13 protein-coding genes and 1 pseudogene are annotated in these 13,452 nt (G+C 72.1%); 9 read left to right on the top strand and 5 right to left on the bottom strand.

Annotated features, from left to right (window positions below):
* Positions 1 to 23: 23 nt before the first annotated feature.
* The 7 genes from cysC to FRZ03_RS17120 all read left to right on the top strand — a co-directional run bounded on the left by cysC (position 24) and on the right by FRZ03_RS17120 (position 6,590).
* Complete coding sequence (cysC, locus tag FRZ03_RS17155; protein WP_146466032.1) at positions 24 to 560, top strand: adenylyl-sulfate kinase; 537 nt, start codon at positions 24 to 26, stop codon at positions 558 to 560.
* Positions 557 to 1,492 carry a sulfate adenylyltransferase subunit CysD gene (cysD, locus tag FRZ03_RS17150; protein ID WP_146466031.1) on the top strand — a complete coding sequence of 312 codons (936 nt, stop codon included), beginning with the start codon at positions 557 to 559 and terminating at the stop codon, positions 1,490 to 1,492. The genes cysC and cysD overlap by 4 nt, the downstream gene beginning before the upstream one ends.
* 2 nt (positions 1,493 to 1,494) lie before the next feature.
* The gene (locus tag FRZ03_RS17145; protein ID WP_146466030.1) at positions 1,495 to 2,829 is read left to right on the top strand and encodes a sulfate adenylyltransferase subunit 1; all 1,335 of its coding nucleotides are present in this window, start codon (positions 1,495 to 1,497) and stop codon (positions 2,827 to 2,829) included.
* Positions 2,830 to 3,052: 223 nt separating this feature from the next.
* On the top strand, positions 3,053 to 4,162 hold the full coding sequence (locus FRZ03_RS17135) for an aliphatic sulfonate ABC transporter substrate-binding protein (protein WP_146466028.1): 1,110 nt from the start codon (positions 3,053 to 3,055) through the stop codon (positions 4,160 to 4,162).
* Between the two features lie 34 nt (positions 4,163 to 4,196).
* Positions 4,197 to 4,976, top strand: a complete 780-nt coding sequence (locus FRZ03_RS17130) for an ABC transporter ATP-binding protein (protein WP_146466027.1) — start codon at positions 4,197 to 4,199, stop codon at positions 4,974 to 4,976.
* Complete coding sequence (locus FRZ03_RS17125; protein ID WP_146466026.1) at positions 4,963 to 5,847, top strand: ABC transporter permease; 885 nt, start codon at positions 4,963 to 4,965, stop codon at positions 5,845 to 5,847. The genes FRZ03_RS17130 and FRZ03_RS17125 overlap by 14 nt, the downstream gene beginning before the upstream one ends.
* 5 nt (positions 5,848 to 5,852) lie before the next feature.
* Positions 5,853 to 6,590, top strand: a complete 738-nt coding sequence (locus tag FRZ03_RS17120) for a sirohydrochlorin chelatase (RefSeq protein ID WP_146466025.1) — start codon at positions 5,853 to 5,855, stop codon at positions 6,588 to 6,590.
* A gap of 16 nt (positions 6,591 to 6,606) precedes the next feature.
* Here FRZ03_RS17120 and FRZ03_RS17115 read toward each other — a convergent pair whose 3' ends face one another.
* The 3 genes and pseudogenes from FRZ03_RS17115 to FRZ03_RS17100 form a co-directional block, all read right to left on the bottom strand.
* Positions 6,607 to 6,930, bottom strand: coding sequence for a hypothetical protein (locus FRZ03_RS17115; protein ID WP_146466024.1), 324 nt, complete (start codon positions 6,928 to 6,930; stop codon positions 6,607 to 6,609).
* A gap of 618 nt (positions 6,931 to 7,548) precedes the next feature.
* Positions 7,549 to 7,745: pseudogene (locus tag FRZ03_RS17105) on the bottom strand (2-dehydropantoate 2-reductase N-terminal domain-containing protein); the annotation flags it as partial.
* Between the two features lie 27 nt (positions 7,746 to 7,772).
* Positions 7,773 to 8,324 carry a DUF1697 domain-containing protein gene (locus FRZ03_RS17100; RefSeq protein ID WP_146466022.1) on the bottom strand — a complete coding sequence of 184 codons (552 nt, stop codon included), beginning with the start codon at positions 8,322 to 8,324 and terminating at the stop codon, positions 7,773 to 7,775.
* A gap of 291 nt (positions 8,325 to 8,615) precedes the next feature.
* Between FRZ03_RS17100 and FRZ03_RS17095 the strand changes: the two genes are divergently transcribed.
* Complete coding sequence (locus FRZ03_RS17095; RefSeq protein WP_146466021.1) at positions 8,616 to 9,479, top strand: phosphotransferase; 864 nt, start codon at positions 8,616 to 8,618, stop codon at positions 9,477 to 9,479.
* 44 nt (positions 9,480 to 9,523) lie between these two features.
* On the opposite strand, the gene FRZ03_RS17090 is transcribed toward FRZ03_RS17095, so the two are convergent.
* Both FRZ03_RS17090 and FRZ03_RS17085 read right to left on the bottom strand, forming a co-directional pair.
* Positions 9,524 to 10,246, bottom strand: a complete 723-nt coding sequence (locus tag FRZ03_RS17090) for a 3'-5' exonuclease (protein WP_146466020.1) — start codon at positions 10,244 to 10,246, stop codon at positions 9,524 to 9,526.
* 116 nt (positions 10,247 to 10,362) lie between these two features.
* On the bottom strand, positions 10,363 to 11,322 hold the full coding sequence (locus tag FRZ03_RS17085; protein ID WP_315902648.1) for a DUF5919 domain-containing protein: 960 nt from the start codon (positions 11,320 to 11,322) through the stop codon (positions 10,363 to 10,365).
* A 94-nt stretch (positions 11,323 to 11,416) separates the two neighbouring features.
* On the opposite strand from FRZ03_RS17085, the gene glgX reads away from it, so the two are divergent.
* On the top strand, positions 11,417 to 13,452 hold a 2,036-nt coding region (gene glgX / locus FRZ03_RS17080), incomplete at its 3' end, for a glycogen debranching protein GlgX (RefSeq protein ID WP_146466046.1).

The following is a 13,452-nucleotide window of genomic DNA, read 5'->3' as shown; positions in this document are numbered from 1 at the left end:
CCGATCCGACACAGGAGAACGACGTGACCACCGGAGCCACCGTCTGGCTCACCGGGCTGCCGAGCGCCGGCAAGACCACCATCGCCCATGAACTGGCCGCCCGGCTGCGGGCCGGGGGCCGCCGGGTGGAGGTGCTCGACGGCGACGAGATCCGCGAGTTCATCTCGGCGGGCCTCGGCTTCTCCCGCGAGGACCGGCACACCAATGTGCAGCGCATCGGCTTCGTCGCCGAACTGCTCGCCCGCAACGGGGTGCTGGCACTGGTACCGGTGATCGCGCCGTACGCGGACAGCCGGGAGGCCGTGCGCAAGCGGCACGAGGAGAACGCCACGCCGTATCTGGAGGTGCATGTGGCGACGCCGGTCGAGGTGTGCAGCGTCCGCGATGTGAAGGGCCTGTACGCCAAGCAGGCGGCGGGCGAGCTGACCGGGCTGACCGGTGTGGACGACCCGTACGAGGAGCCGGAGTCGCCCGAGCTGCGGATCGAGTCGCAGCACCAGACCGTGCAGGAGTCCGCGGCCGCCGTGTACGCCCTGCTGAGCGAGAGGGGACTGGCATGACCGCGGTCGCCGAGGTGGAGGGCGGTACGGACAGCCCGTACGCCCTGTCGCACCTGGACGCGCTGGAGTCCGAGGCGGTGCACATCTTCCGGGAGGTGGCCGGCGAGTTCGAGAACCCGGTGATCCTCTTCTCCGGGGGCAAGGACTCGATCGTGATGCTGCACCTGGCGCTGAAGGCGTTCGCGCCCGCGCCGGTGCCCTTCGCGCTGCTGCACGTGGACACCGGGCACAACTTCCCCGAGGTGCTGGACTACCGGGACCGCGCGGTCGAGAAGCACGGGCTGCGCCTGCACGTGGCCTCCGTGCAGGACTACATCGACCGCGGGGTCCTCAAGGAGCGCCCGGACGGCACCCGCAACCCGCTCCAGACGCTGCCGCTGACCGAGAAGATCCAGTCGGAGAGGTTCGACGCGGTCTTCGGCGGTGGCCGGCGCGACGAGGAGAAGGCCCGCGCCAAGGAGCGGGTGTTCTCGCTGCGCGACGAGTTCTCCCAGTGGGACCCGCGCCGCCAGCGCCCCGAGCTGTGGAACCTGTACAACGGCCGCCACGCCCCCGGCGAGCACGTCCGGGTGTTCCCGCTGTCCAACTGGACCGAGCTGGACGTGTGGCAGTACATCGCCCGCGAGGGCATCGAGCTGCCGCAGATCTACTTCGCCCACGAGCGCGAGGTGTTCCGGCGGGCCGGCATGTGGCTGACCGCCGGCGACTGGGGCGGCCCGCGCGCGGAGGAGACCGTGGAGAAGCGGCTCGTCCGCTACCGCACCGTCGGCGACATGTCCTGCACGGGCGCCGTCGACTCCGACGCCACGACCCTGGACGCGGTGATCGCCGAGATCGCCGCGTCCCGGCTCACCGAGCGGGGCGCCACCCGAGCGGACGACAAGCTGTCCGAGGCCGCGATGGAAGACCGCAAGCGCGAGGGGTACTTCTAGCCATGAGCACCACGACGACCGAGGCCCTCTCGGCCACCACCCTGCTGCGGTTCGCCACCGCCGGTTCCGTGGACGACGGCAAGTCCACCCTCGTCGGCCGGCTGCTGCACGACTCCAAGTCGGTCCTCGCCGACCAGCTCGAAGCCGTGGAGCGCGCGTCGGCGAGCCGTGGCCAGGACGGTCCCGACCTCGCCCTGCTCACCGACGGCCTGCGCGCCGAGCGCGAACAGGGCATCACCATCGACGTGGCGTACCGTTACTTCGCCACGCCCCGGCGGCGGTTCATCCTGGCCGACACCCCGGGCCATGTGCAGTACACCCGCAACATGGTCACCGGCGCGTCCACCGCGGAGCTGACGGTCATCCTGGTCGACGCCCGCAACGGCGTGGTCGAGCAGACCCGCCGGCACGCCGCGATCGCCGCCCTGCTGCGGGTCCCGCACGTCGTGCTCGCGGTCAACAAGATGGACCTGGTCGACTACGCGGAGTCCGTGTTCGCCGCGATAGCCGAGGAGTTCACCGCGTACGCGACGGAGCTGGGAATCCCGGAGGTCACCGCGATCCCGATCTCCGCGCTGGCCGGCGACAACGTGGTGGAACCGTCCGCGCACATGGACTGGTACGGCGGTCCCACCGTCCTGGAGCACCTGGAGACCGTCCCGGTCAGCCACGACCTGGCGCACTGCCACGCGCGGCTGCCCGTGCAGTACGTGATCCGCCCGCAGACCGCCGAGCACCCGGACTACCGGGGCTACGCGGGCCAGATCGCGGCGGGCAGCTTCCGGGTCGGCGAGGAGGTCACCGTCCTGCCGTCCGGGCGGACCTCGACCATCTCCGGCATCGACCTGCTGGGCGAGCCGGTCGACGTCGCCTGGACCACGCAGTCCGTGACCCTGCTGCTGGCGGACGACATCGACGTCTCGCGCGGCGATCTGATCGTGCCGACGAAGGACGCGCCGCCCACCACGCAGGACGTGGAGGCGACCGTCTGCCATGTCGCCGACCAGCCCCTGACGGTGGGCCACCGGGTGCTGCTCAAGCACGGCACCCGCACGGTCAAGGCGATCGTGAAGGACATCCCGTCCCGGCTCACCCTCGACGACCTGTCCCTGCACCCGCACCCCGGGCAGCTCGCCGCCAACGACATCGGCCGCGTCAAGATCCGCACGGCCGAGCCGCTCCCGGTCGACTCCTACGCCGACTCCCGCCGCACCGGCTCCTTCATCCTGATCGACCCGGCCGACGGCACCACGCTCACCGCGGGCATGGTCGGCGAGTCGTTCGCGGCGCCCGACCCGGTCAAGAGCGCGTCCGACGACGACGGCTGGGACTTCTGACCATGAACTCGACCGATTTCTATTCGGCGTTCGCGAAGGAGGGCGGCCGGGTGGGCAGCGGCGCCCTCGGCAGCGGCCAGGGCGGGGTCGCGCGATGTGTGCGCTGACGTACGCGCACCGCTCGCGCGCCCACACCCCCCACCGCCGTGAACGAAGACCTGCCGACCTCCCGGCCACGACCTGAGAGACCGTGACCGCCGGGCCAACGAGAGGAACACCTCCCGTGCCTGCCATCAACCCCCGCGTACTGCGCCGCTCGATAGCCGCGCTGGCCGCTCTCCCCCTGCTCACGCTCGCCGCGTGCGGCTACGGCTCCGAGTCCAGGACCGACGACACCGCGAAGGTCGCCGCCGGGGCGAAGAAGACCGACGGTCTCGACTCCGTGAAGATCGGGTACTTCCCGAACCTGACCCACGGCACCGCGCTGGTGGGCCGCGAACGCGGCCTGTTCCAGAAGGAACTGGGCGCCACCAAGGCCGACTACGCCACCTTCAACGCCGGTCCCTCCGAGATCGAGGCGCTGAACTCGGGCTCCATCGACATCGGCTGGATCGGCCCGTCCCCGGCGATCAACGGCTACACCAAGTCCGACGGCAAGAGCCTGAAGATCATCGGTGGTTCGGCGTCCGGCGGGGTCAAGCTGGTCGTCGACCCGAAGAAGATCACGTCCCTGAAGGACGTCAAGGGCAAGAAGATCGCCACCCCGCAGCTGGGCAACACCCAGGACGTCGCGTTCCTCAACTGGGTCGCCGAGCAGGGCTGGAAGGTCGACCCGCAGAGCGGCAAGGGCGACGTCACGGTCGTGCGCAGCGACAACAAGGTGACCCCGGACGCCTTCAAGACGGGCTCCATCGACGGCGCCTGGGTGCCGGAGCCGACCGCGTCCAAGCTGGTCGCCGAGGGCGGCAAGGTGCTGCTGGACGAGTCGTCGCTGTGGCCGGGCAACAAGTTCGTGATCACCAACATCATCGTGCGGCAGGCGTTCCTCAAGGAGCACCCGAAGGCGGTCGAGGCGGTACTGAGGGCGTCCGTCGAGGCCAACAAGTGGATCAACGCCAACCCGGAGCAGGCGAAGCAGGCCGCGAACAAGCAGCTCGCGGACGACTCCGGCAAGGCGCTGCCGGCCGCTGTGCTCGACCCGGCGTGGAAGTCGGTCAGCTTCACCGACGACCCGCTGGCCGCCAGCCTCGACACCGAGGCGGCGCACGCGGTCAAGGCCGGGCTGCTGGCCAAGCCGGATCTGAAGGGCATCTACGACCTGACGATCCTCAACAAGGTTCTCAAGGCCGAGGGCGGGCGTCCGGTCGACGCCGCCGGTCTCGGCACCAGCTGACGCCCGCCCCACGACGTCCCAGGAGGTGACGACCATGGCCACGACCCTCGCCAAGGCCGCGCGGTCGGTGGAGTACGCCGCACGCCTTGAGCATGTCTCGAAGTCCTTCGCCACACCGGACGGGTCCCAGCTCGTCCTGGACGACATCGGCATCGATGTCGCGCCCGGCGAGTTCGTCACCCTCCTGGGCGCCTCGGGCTGCGGGAAGTCCACGCTGCTCAACCTGGTGGCGGGCCTGGACAAGCCCACCACGGGCACCATCCACACCGACGGCCGCCCCGCGCTGATGTTCCAGGAACACGCCCTGTTCCCCTGGCTGACCGCCGGCAAGAACATCGAACTCGCCCTCCGGCTCCGGGGAATCCCCCGTGCGGAGCGGCGCGGCAAGGCCGAGGAACTGCTCGAACTGGTCCGGCTGAAGGGCGCGTACGGCAAGCGCGTGCACGAGCTGTCCGGCGGCATGCGCCAGCGGGTCGCGCTGGCCCGCGCGCTGGCGCAGGAGAGCCGGCTGCTGCTGATGGACGAGCCGTTCGCGGCCCTGGACGCCATCACCCGGGACGTGCTGCACGACGAGCTGACCCGGATCTGGTCGGAGACCGGCCTGTCGGTGCTGTTCGTGACGCACAACGTGCGCGAGGCGGTACGGCTCGCCCAGCGGGTCGTGCTGCTGTCCTCCCGGCCCGGCCGCATCGCCCGGGAGTGGGAGGTCGGCATCCCGCATCCGCGGCGCATCGAGGACGCGCCCGTGGCGGAGCTGTCCCTGGAGATCACCGAAGTCCTGCGTGGGGAGATCCGCCGTCATGGCCAGCAGTGAGACGACGACCGGTCCCACGACGGACAGCGTGGGGGCGGGCCTCGACGCGCTGGAGACCACCCAGTCGCGCCGTACGCCGTTCCGCAAGACCCTCGTCGACAAGATCATCCCGCCCGTCGCCGCGATCGTCGTGGTGCTGGCGGTGTGGCAGGGCCTGATCACCCTGAAGATCGTGGACGATCCGACCAAGCTGCCCACGCCGGGCGCGGTCTGGGGCGCCTTCCGCGACGACTGGCTCCAGGGCAAGCTGCTCGGCTACATCTGGACCTCCGTCTCCCGGGGCCTGCTCGGCTTCTGCCTCGCGCTGGTGATCGGCACCCCGCTGGGGCTGCTGGTGGCGCGGGTCAGGTTCGTGCGGGCGGCGATCGGGCCGGTGCTGTCCGGGCTCCAGTCGCTGCCGTCGGTGGCGTGGGTGCCGCCCGCGGTGATCTGGCTGGGGCTGAACAACTCCATGATGTACACGGTGATCCTGCTCGGGGCGGTGCCGTCCATCGCCAACGGGCTGGTCTCCGGCGTGGACCAGGTCTCCCCGCTGTTCCTGCGCGCCGGGCGCACGCTGGGCGCCACCGGCGTCAGGGGCACCTGGCACATCACCCTGCCGGCCGCCCTGCCCGGCTATGTGGCCGGCATGAAGCAGGGCTGGGCGTTCTCCTGGCGCTCCCTGATGGCCGCGGAGATCATCGCCAGCTTCCCCGATCTGGGCACCGGGCTCGGCCAGTTGCTGGAGAACGCGCGCACCGCCAGCGACATGGCGATGGTGTTCGAGGCCATCCTGCTGATCCTGTTCGTCGGCATCGCGATCGATCTGCTGATCTTCAGTCCGCTGGAGCGGTGGGTGCTGCGCAGCCGCGGGCTGCTGGTGAGGGGCTGACCGGCATGAACGGGCCCGTGCTCCTCGTCATCGCCCACGGCAGCCGCGACGCGCGGCACGCCCAAGCCGTGCACGCCCTGGTGGAGCGGGTGCGGTCGCGGCGGCCCGGGCTGCGCGTGGAGACCGGCTTCCTCGACTTCAACGTGCCCTCGGTGCAGGGGGTTCTGGAGTCCCTGGCGGCGGAGGGGGTCCGGGACGTCGTGGCCCTGCCGCTGCTGCTGACCCGCGCCTTCCACGCCAAGGCCGACATCCCGGCGGTGCTGCGGCAGGCGCCCGCGCGGCTGCGGATCAGGCAGGCGGAGGTGCTCGGTCCGTCGCCGCTGCTGCTCGCGGCGCTGGAGCGGCGGCTGTACGAGGCCGGGCTGTCCCCGGCCGACAAGCCCTCGACCGGGGTCGTGCTGGCCTCGGCGGGGTCCAGTGACCCGGAGGCGATCGCGGTGATCGCCGATATCGCGCGGGAGTGGTGGCACACCGGTTGGTGCGCCGTGCGGCCCGCGTTCGCCTCCGCTTCCCTGCCCCGCACCGAGGACGCGGTGCGGGAACTGCGCGCGCTCGGCTGCGCCCGTGTCGCCGTCGCGCCGTACGTGCTGGCCCCCGGCTTCCTGCCGGACCGCATCGCGCGCGGCGCCGCCGGTGCGGACGTGCTCGCCGAGGTGCTGGGTCCCGCGCCGGAGGTGGCGCGGCTGCTGCTGCGCCGGTACGACGCCGCGTGCCGGCCGGCGCTCCAGGTGCTGGGCGCCTGAGGGACACCGCCGGGAGTCAGAGCCCGAGGGCCTGCACCAGCTGCCGGGTGTAGGCGAGGCTGGCGGTGCCGGCCGACGCCCCGATGCAGATGTCGTCCAGCGCGGTGCGGATGCGGCCGCGGTTGGGCGGCAGCCCGTCGTCGGCGGACTCCGCGAACGCCGCCTCGATGATCCGGCCCTGGCGGACGAGCCCCGGGCACTCCCTGCGCAGCGCCTCGGTGAGCCGGGCGGAGACGGCGATCAGCGCCTCCAGGGGCGGGGTGCCGTGCGTCAGGTCGAGGCCGACGAACTCGCCGTACTGTCCGGGGCCGTTGACGTGTCCGTAGTCATAGGTGCTCATGTCCAGTCCTCGCTCGTGGATCGGAGGTGACGCCACCGGCGGTTCGCAAGGGCGCCGCGGCTCGGTGGCGCGGCGCCCGCCCACTGCGACGGCGAACGTGCGGAGTAGGCCGAAAATCGTCACTCGTTCGGGCGGCCGGGGGCGGTTGTCCGGGCCGGACGCGCAAGCGGAACCGCGTGCGCGTGCTCCGGAGCGGGCTCCCGGGCCGTCCCGCGTGGCTTCAACCCTAGGCACACGGGCGGGACTTGTCGCGAAGTTCGCAGAGCCCGACCCCTTGCGGGCGAGGCCGTGGTAAAAGCCGCCGCGGTCCGGCGTTCCCCTGTGACGTCGGACCGCGGCGGCTCTTCGTTCTGCGTGCCGGACGGCCCCGGTGTCACAGGGGAGGATCAAGGAGGCGCGCCGCAGCGACGGTTATCGGCCATCTGTGCGCCGGCTCACCCGGGCTCCGGTTACCGCGAAGCGGAGACCGGGTCGGTACGCCTGCCGCCCGGCCTCGTCGGCCGTGCGGACCAGGTCGGCGATCGGCAGCGAGCCCGCGGGCCGACGCTCGCGGGCGAAGGCGCCGGCGAGGCGCTGGAGGAGTTCGTTCAGCGAGGTGGACCCGCCGTGCAGCCGGCCACCGAGCGGCTCCGGGCCCCGACGGCCGGCAGCCGGTACCCCGTCTCCCCTTCGGGGACGCGCGGCCGCAGGCCGTGCTCGCCGAGTGCCGTCGGCCGGGTGCCGCGGGCGACGAGCACGACCTCACGGCCGGCCTGGGCCGGCCGCCCGCCGACGGCGCCGCCGACCGCGCCCGCTCCGATCACGAGGCAGCGCACGGGCCGGCCCGGTCCCTTCCCTCGTGCTCATGCCCCCGGCGCGGTCAGCTCGACCAGCTTGACCACGGTGTTCCAGTTCCGGCTGGTGGCGATCAGGCCCTTGGTGGCGCGCTGCCGGCTCAGCGCCTCGGCGAGCTTGGAGCGGCCGAGGCCGTCGGGGGCGTACAGGTACAGGCAGCGGTCGCCGAGGCGGAACTCCTCGGGGAGGTGGGCGGCCTGGTCGAGGTGCGCGTAGCGGTCGGGGGTGACGGGCGCGGAGAAGTAGGTGACGTGCAGTTGCCGGGCCGCCGGCTCGGCGGCCCGGAAGGGGCAGGCGCGCGCCACCTCGGCGAGATAGGCGTGGTCGCGCACCAGCACGTCCACCGGGAAGCCGAAGCGCTCCTCGATCGCCCCGGCCAGTTCCGCCGCGAGGGTGTCCTCGTCGCCGTGGTCGGCGGTGAACACCGCCTGGCCGCTCTGGAGATGGGTGCGGACACCGGTGTGGCCGAGGCCGCCGAGCAGGGCGCGCAGATCGGCCATGGGGAGCTTCCGGTTGCCGCCGACGTTGATCCCGCGCAACAGGGCCGCATAGGTGGTCACCCGGTCAGCTTAGAGCGGCCGTCGTGCCCCGTGGGGGCGGGCACGACGGCCGGGGCCCGCGCTTCGCCCGGGCTGCGCGAAACTCTGCCGGTTCCACGGGGTCGGGATCAACCTCTGCACACGTCTGTGACTTGTTCAACAAGCTTTCGTAATCACAAAGTGGATCTCTGGCGGCGGAACGGACATCCCCGCCGCGCGGGCGGGTGCGGCCTGGGCGAATGGGAGACTGACCGGGGGAAACGGCGTCCGCCGGGACCCCGCACGACGGCTCGGGACGACGGAGGCACGACGATGGACGAGGCACGGGCGCGGGAGGTGCTGGCCGCGGCGCGGGTGCCGACGGTCGCGGCCGGGGACGCGCGGCTGCTCGCGCTCGGCGAGAACGCGGTGTTCGCCGCCGGTGACCTGGTGGTCAAGGTGGGCCGGGACGCCGAGCTGCTGGAGCGGGCCCGGCGCGAGCTGGCCATCGCCGGGTGGCTGGCCGGGGCGGGCGTGCCGGCGGTGCGGGCGGCCGAGCCGGAGCCGCGTCTGGTGGACGGTCACCCGGTGACCGTGTGGCACCGGCTGCCCGATGCCGAGCGCCCCGCCGGGCCCGGGGACCTGGCCGAGCTGCTGCGGATCGTGCACGCTCTGCCCGCCGCGCCGTTCGCGTTGCCGCCCCGGGAGCTGCTCGGCGGCGTGGAGCGCTGGCTGCGGCTGGCGGGTACGGCGATCGACCCCGAGGACGCGGCGTATCTGCGCGAGCGCCGGGACGGCTTCGCGGCGGCCGCGGCGGCGCTGACGCCCCGTCTGGCGCCGGGCCCGATCCACGGTGACGCACTGCCCCGCAATGTGCACATCGGGCCGCACGGGCCGGTCCTGGTGGACCTGGAGACCTTCTCGGCCGACCTGCGCGAGCACGACCTGGTGGTCATGGCCCTCTCCCGCGACCGGTACGGCCTGCCGGCCGAGGCGTACGACACGTTCACCGAGACCTACGGCTGGGACGTGCGCGAGTGGGAGGGGTGTTCGGTGCTGCGCGGCGCCCGCGAGACGGCCAGCTGCGCCTGGGTGGCCCAGCACGCGCCGAGCAACCCGAAGGCCCTGGCGGAGTTCCGTCGCCGGGTGGCCTCGCTGCGGGACGGCGACGAGTCGGTGCGCTGGTACCCCTTCTGAGCGGCACGCCCGCACCGCCCTGCCGCACCGCCGCGAACGCGCCGTCACACCGCCTCGGGCGTCAGCTCCCGCAGCGGCCACGCGCCGTCCACCACCGCCGCCGGGTCCCCCTTGCGGCGCAGGAAGTCCTGGAAGTCCGCCGCCCACTGCGCGTACCACTCGATCTGCCGACGGTGCAGTTCCGCGGGACCGAGGGCGGCGATCTTGGGGTGGCGGTCGGCTATCGCGGTGGCCAGACGGGCCGCGGCGAGGGCGTCGGCCGAGGCGTTGTGCGCCGCGCCCAGGACGACGCCGTACTCCGCGCACACCGCCTCCAGGTTCCGCTTGCCGCGGCGGTAGCGGTCCACTCGGCGGTCGATCGTGTACGGGTCGACGACCGGGGCCGGGGCGGCGCCGCCGAGGCGGTCGGCCAGCGACGGCAGCCCGTGGCGGCGCAGTTCGGCGGAGAGCAGGGTGAGGTCGAAGGCCGCGTTGTAGGCGACGACGGGGACGCCCGCCGTCCAGTACGACACCAGCGTCCGGGCGATGGCGTCGGCCACCCGGTCGGCCGGTTCGCCCTCGGCCGCCGCGCGTTCGTTGCTGATGCCGTGCACGGCGACCGCGTCGGCCGGGATCTCCACGCCCGGATCGGCCAGCCACTCCCGGTGTCCCAGCCGTTCGCCGGCCCGGACCTCGATCACCGCGCCGCTGACGATGCGCGCCTCGCGCGGATCGGTGCCGGTCGTCTCCAGGTCGAAACCGATCAGCAGCTCCCGGTGCCAGCCCATGGGCGGTCCCCCTTCTTGACGGTGCGTTCCCCCGGTGGTCTCCACCTTCGCACGCACCACTGACAACCAGAGGACCGCGTTCCGCTCTTCCCCGGGGGACGTCCCCGGGGGACGGTTCAGGACACCGGGCGCGAATCCGCCCAGGCCAGCTCGAATTCCTCACGGTATGTCGGGAAGAGACCGGCTTCGCCCGCGTCGTCCGACTTCACCAGTCGGCTGCCGTTGCGCAGCACCAGCACCGGGGACTCCATGCCACGCGCCCCGCGCAGGTACGACTGCACCACGGCGACGCCGTCCGCGCCGTCGCCGTCCACCAGATAGGCGGTGAAGCGGGGCGTCTCGTCGTACACCTGGATCTCGAAGGCGCCCGGGTCGCGCAGCCGGGAGCGCACCCGGCGCATGTGCAGGATGTTCATCTCGACCGAGCGGCTGAGTTCGCCCCGTTTCATCCCGAGTTCGCGCTCGCGGCGCTTGACCGAGCTGGAGGCCGGGTTGAGGAAGAGCAGCCGTACCCGGCAGCCGGACTCGGCGAGCCGGACCAGGCGCCGCCCGGAGAAGTTCTGCACCAGCAGATTGAGGCCGATGCCGATGGCGTCGAGGCGCCGGGCGCCGCCGAAGATGTCCTCGGCCGGGAACTGGCGCATCAGCCGCACCCGGTCGGGGTGCACGGCGACCACGTCCGCGTACCGGTCGCCGACCAGGTCCTCCACCGCGTCGACCGGCAGCCGGCGCGCGGAGGGCACGTCGGCGCCCGCGCCGAGCATCTCCAGGAGCCGGGCCGAGGCGCGCTCCGCCTGGCTGAGCACCGCCTCGGACAGGGCCCGGTTGCGGGAGACGACGTTGCGGGTCACCTCCAGCTCGTCCAGGGCGAGTTCGAGGTCGCGGCGCTCGTCGAAGTACGGCTCGAAGCAGGGCCAGTGCTGCACCACCAGCTCGCGCAGCTGCGGCAACGTCAGGAAGCTGAGCACGTTGTCGTCGGCGGGGTCGAGCAAGTAGCCCTTGCGACGGCTGACTTCGCGGACGGCGACCGCGCGCTGCACCCACTCCTGCCCGGCCGGTCCGGCCGCGCACGTCACACCCGTTCCCGCTTTCGGGAAAACTTCCTGCCGTCAGGGGGACTCGTGGTGCAACGCGGCCCGAGCGGGCCGCACAGCTGGGAGAGTCGTGTCCATGCAGGTCTGGCCTGGAGAGGCGTATCCGCTCGGCGCCACCTATGACGGCGCCGGCACCAACTTCGCGGTCTTCACGGAGGCCGCGGACCGAGTAGAGCTGTGTCTGCTGCACGACGACGGCTCGGAAACGGCGGTGGAACTGCGCGAGAGCGACGCGTTCGTACGGCACGCGTACCTGCCGGGGGTGATGCCCGGGCAGCGCTACGGCTTCCGGGTGCACGGCCCGTACGACCCCGGGCGCGGGCTGCGCTGCAACTCGGCGAAGCTGCTGCTCGACCCGTACGCGAAAGCGATCGGCGGCCGCATCCGCTGGGGCGAGGAGGTCTACGGCCACCACTTCGACGCGCCCGAGCGGCGCAACGACCTGGACTCGGCGCCGCACACCATGTCCTCGGTGGTGATCAACCCGTACTTCGACTGGGGCGACGACCGGCCGCCGCGCACCGAGTACCACCACACGGTGATCTACGAGGCGCACGTCAAGGGCCTGACCATGCGTCACCCGGAGATCCCGGAGGAGCTGCGCGGCACGTACGCGGGGCTCGCGCACCCGGCACTGATCGAACACCTGACCAAGCTGGGTGTGACGGCCCTCGAACTGATGCCCGTACACCAGTTCGTGAACGACCACCGGCTGGTGGACCTGGGCCTGAGCAACTACTGGGGCTACAACACCATCGGCTTCTTCGCCCCGCACAACGCGTACGCCTCCTGGGGCGACCGCGGCCAGCAGGTGCTGGAGTTCAAGTCGGCGGTCCGCGCCCTGCACGAGGCCGGGATCGAGGTCATCCTGGACGTCGTCTACAACCACACCGCCGAGGGCAACCACCTGGGCCCGACCCTGTCGTTCAAGGGCATCGACAACCCCTCGTACTACCGGCTGGCGGACGATCCCCGCTACTACACGGACACCACGGGCACCGGGAATTCGCTGCTGATGCGGTCCCCGCACGTGCTTCAGATGATCATGGACTCGCTGCGCTACTGGGTCACCGAGATGCACGTCGACGGCTTCCGCTTCGATCTCGCCGCCACCCTGGCCCGGCAGTTCCACGAGGTGGACCGGCTGTCCTCGTTCTTCGACCTGGTGCAGCAGGACCCGGTGGTCTCCCAGGTGAAGCTGATCGCCGAGCCCTGGGACGTGGGCGAGGGCGGCTACCAGGTGGGCAACTTCCCGCCGCTGTGGACCGAGTGGAACGGCAAGTACCGGGACACGGTGCGGGACCTGTGGCGTGGCGAGCCGCGCGCGCTCGGGGAGTTCGCCTCCCGGCTGACCGGCTCCTCCGACCTCTACCAGGACGACGGCCGCCGCCCGCTCGCCTCCATCAACTTCGTCACCTGCCACGACGGCTTCACCCTGCACGACCTGGTGTCGTACGACGGGAAGCACAACGAGGCCAACGGCGAGGACAACCGGGACGGCGAGAGCCACAACCGGTCCTGGAACTGCGGCGCGGAGGGCGACACCGACGATCCGGCCGTGCTGGAGCTGCGCGCCCGCCAGATGCGCAACTTCGCCGCCACGCTGATGCTGTCCCAGGGCGTGCCGATGATCAGTCACGGCGACGAGTTCGCCCGCACCCAGCGCGGCAACAACAACGCCTACTGCCAGGACAACGAGCTGAGCTGGCTCGACTGGCCGGAAGACGGCGGCGAGCTGCTGGAGTTCTGGCGCACGATGGTGTGGCTGCGCCGCGATCACCCGGTGCTGCGCCGGCGCCGCTTCTTCCACGGCCGCCCGGTCGAGGGCACCCACGACGAGCTGTCCGACATCGCGTGGTTCACCCCCGAGGGCGAGGAGATGACCCAGCAGGACTGGCAGTCGGCGCCGGCCTCCGCGCTCACGGTGTTCCTCAACGGCAACGCGATCTCCGAGCCGGGGCCGCGCGGCGAGCGGATCACCGACGACTCGTTCCTGCTGATGTTCAACGCCTCCCCGCAGCCGCTGGACTTCCTGGTGCCGGTGAACCACGGCCGGCAGTGGCAGGTGGTGGTGGACACGGCCCGGCCGCGGGGGGTGCCGCCCGGCTCGGG

Source organism: Streptomyces misionensis (assembly GCF_007896895.1).
Lineage (GTDB): Bacteria > Actinomycetota > Actinomycetes > Streptomycetales > Streptomycetaceae > Streptomyces > Streptomyces misionensis_A.
Note: the sequence above shows the minus strand (reverse complement) of the source record. Positions and strands in the feature narration are given on the sequence as shown.

Coding starts and splice junctions, on each gene's coding strand:
- cysD (WP_146466031.1), top strand. CDS start 557: ATGACCGCGGTCGCCGAGGTGGAGGGCGGTACGGACAGCCCGTACGCC.
- FRZ03_RS17145 (WP_146466030.1), top strand. CDS start 1,495: ATGAGCACCACGACGACCGAGGCCCTCTCGGCCACCACCCTGCTGCGG.
- FRZ03_RS17130 (WP_146466027.1), top strand. CDS start 4,197: ATGGCCACGACCCTCGCCAAGGCCGCGCGGTCGGTGGAGTACGCCGCA.
- FRZ03_RS17125 (WP_146466026.1), top strand. CDS start 4,963: ATGGCCAGCAGTGAGACGACGACCGGTCCCACGACGGACAGCGTGGGG.
- FRZ03_RS17120 (WP_146466025.1), top strand. CDS start 5,853: ATGAACGGGCCCGTGCTCCTCGTCATCGCCCACGGCAGCCGCGACGCG.
- FRZ03_RS17115 (WP_146466024.1), bottom strand. CDS start 6,930: ATGAGCACCTATGACTACGGACACGTCAACGGCCCCGGACAGTACGGC.
- FRZ03_RS17095 (WP_146466021.1), top strand. CDS start 8,616: ATGGACGAGGCACGGGCGCGGGAGGTGCTGGCCGCGGCGCGGGTGCCG.
- FRZ03_RS17090 (WP_146466020.1), bottom strand. CDS start 10,246: ATGGGCTGGCACCGGGAGCTGCTGATCGGTTTCGACCTGGAGACGACC.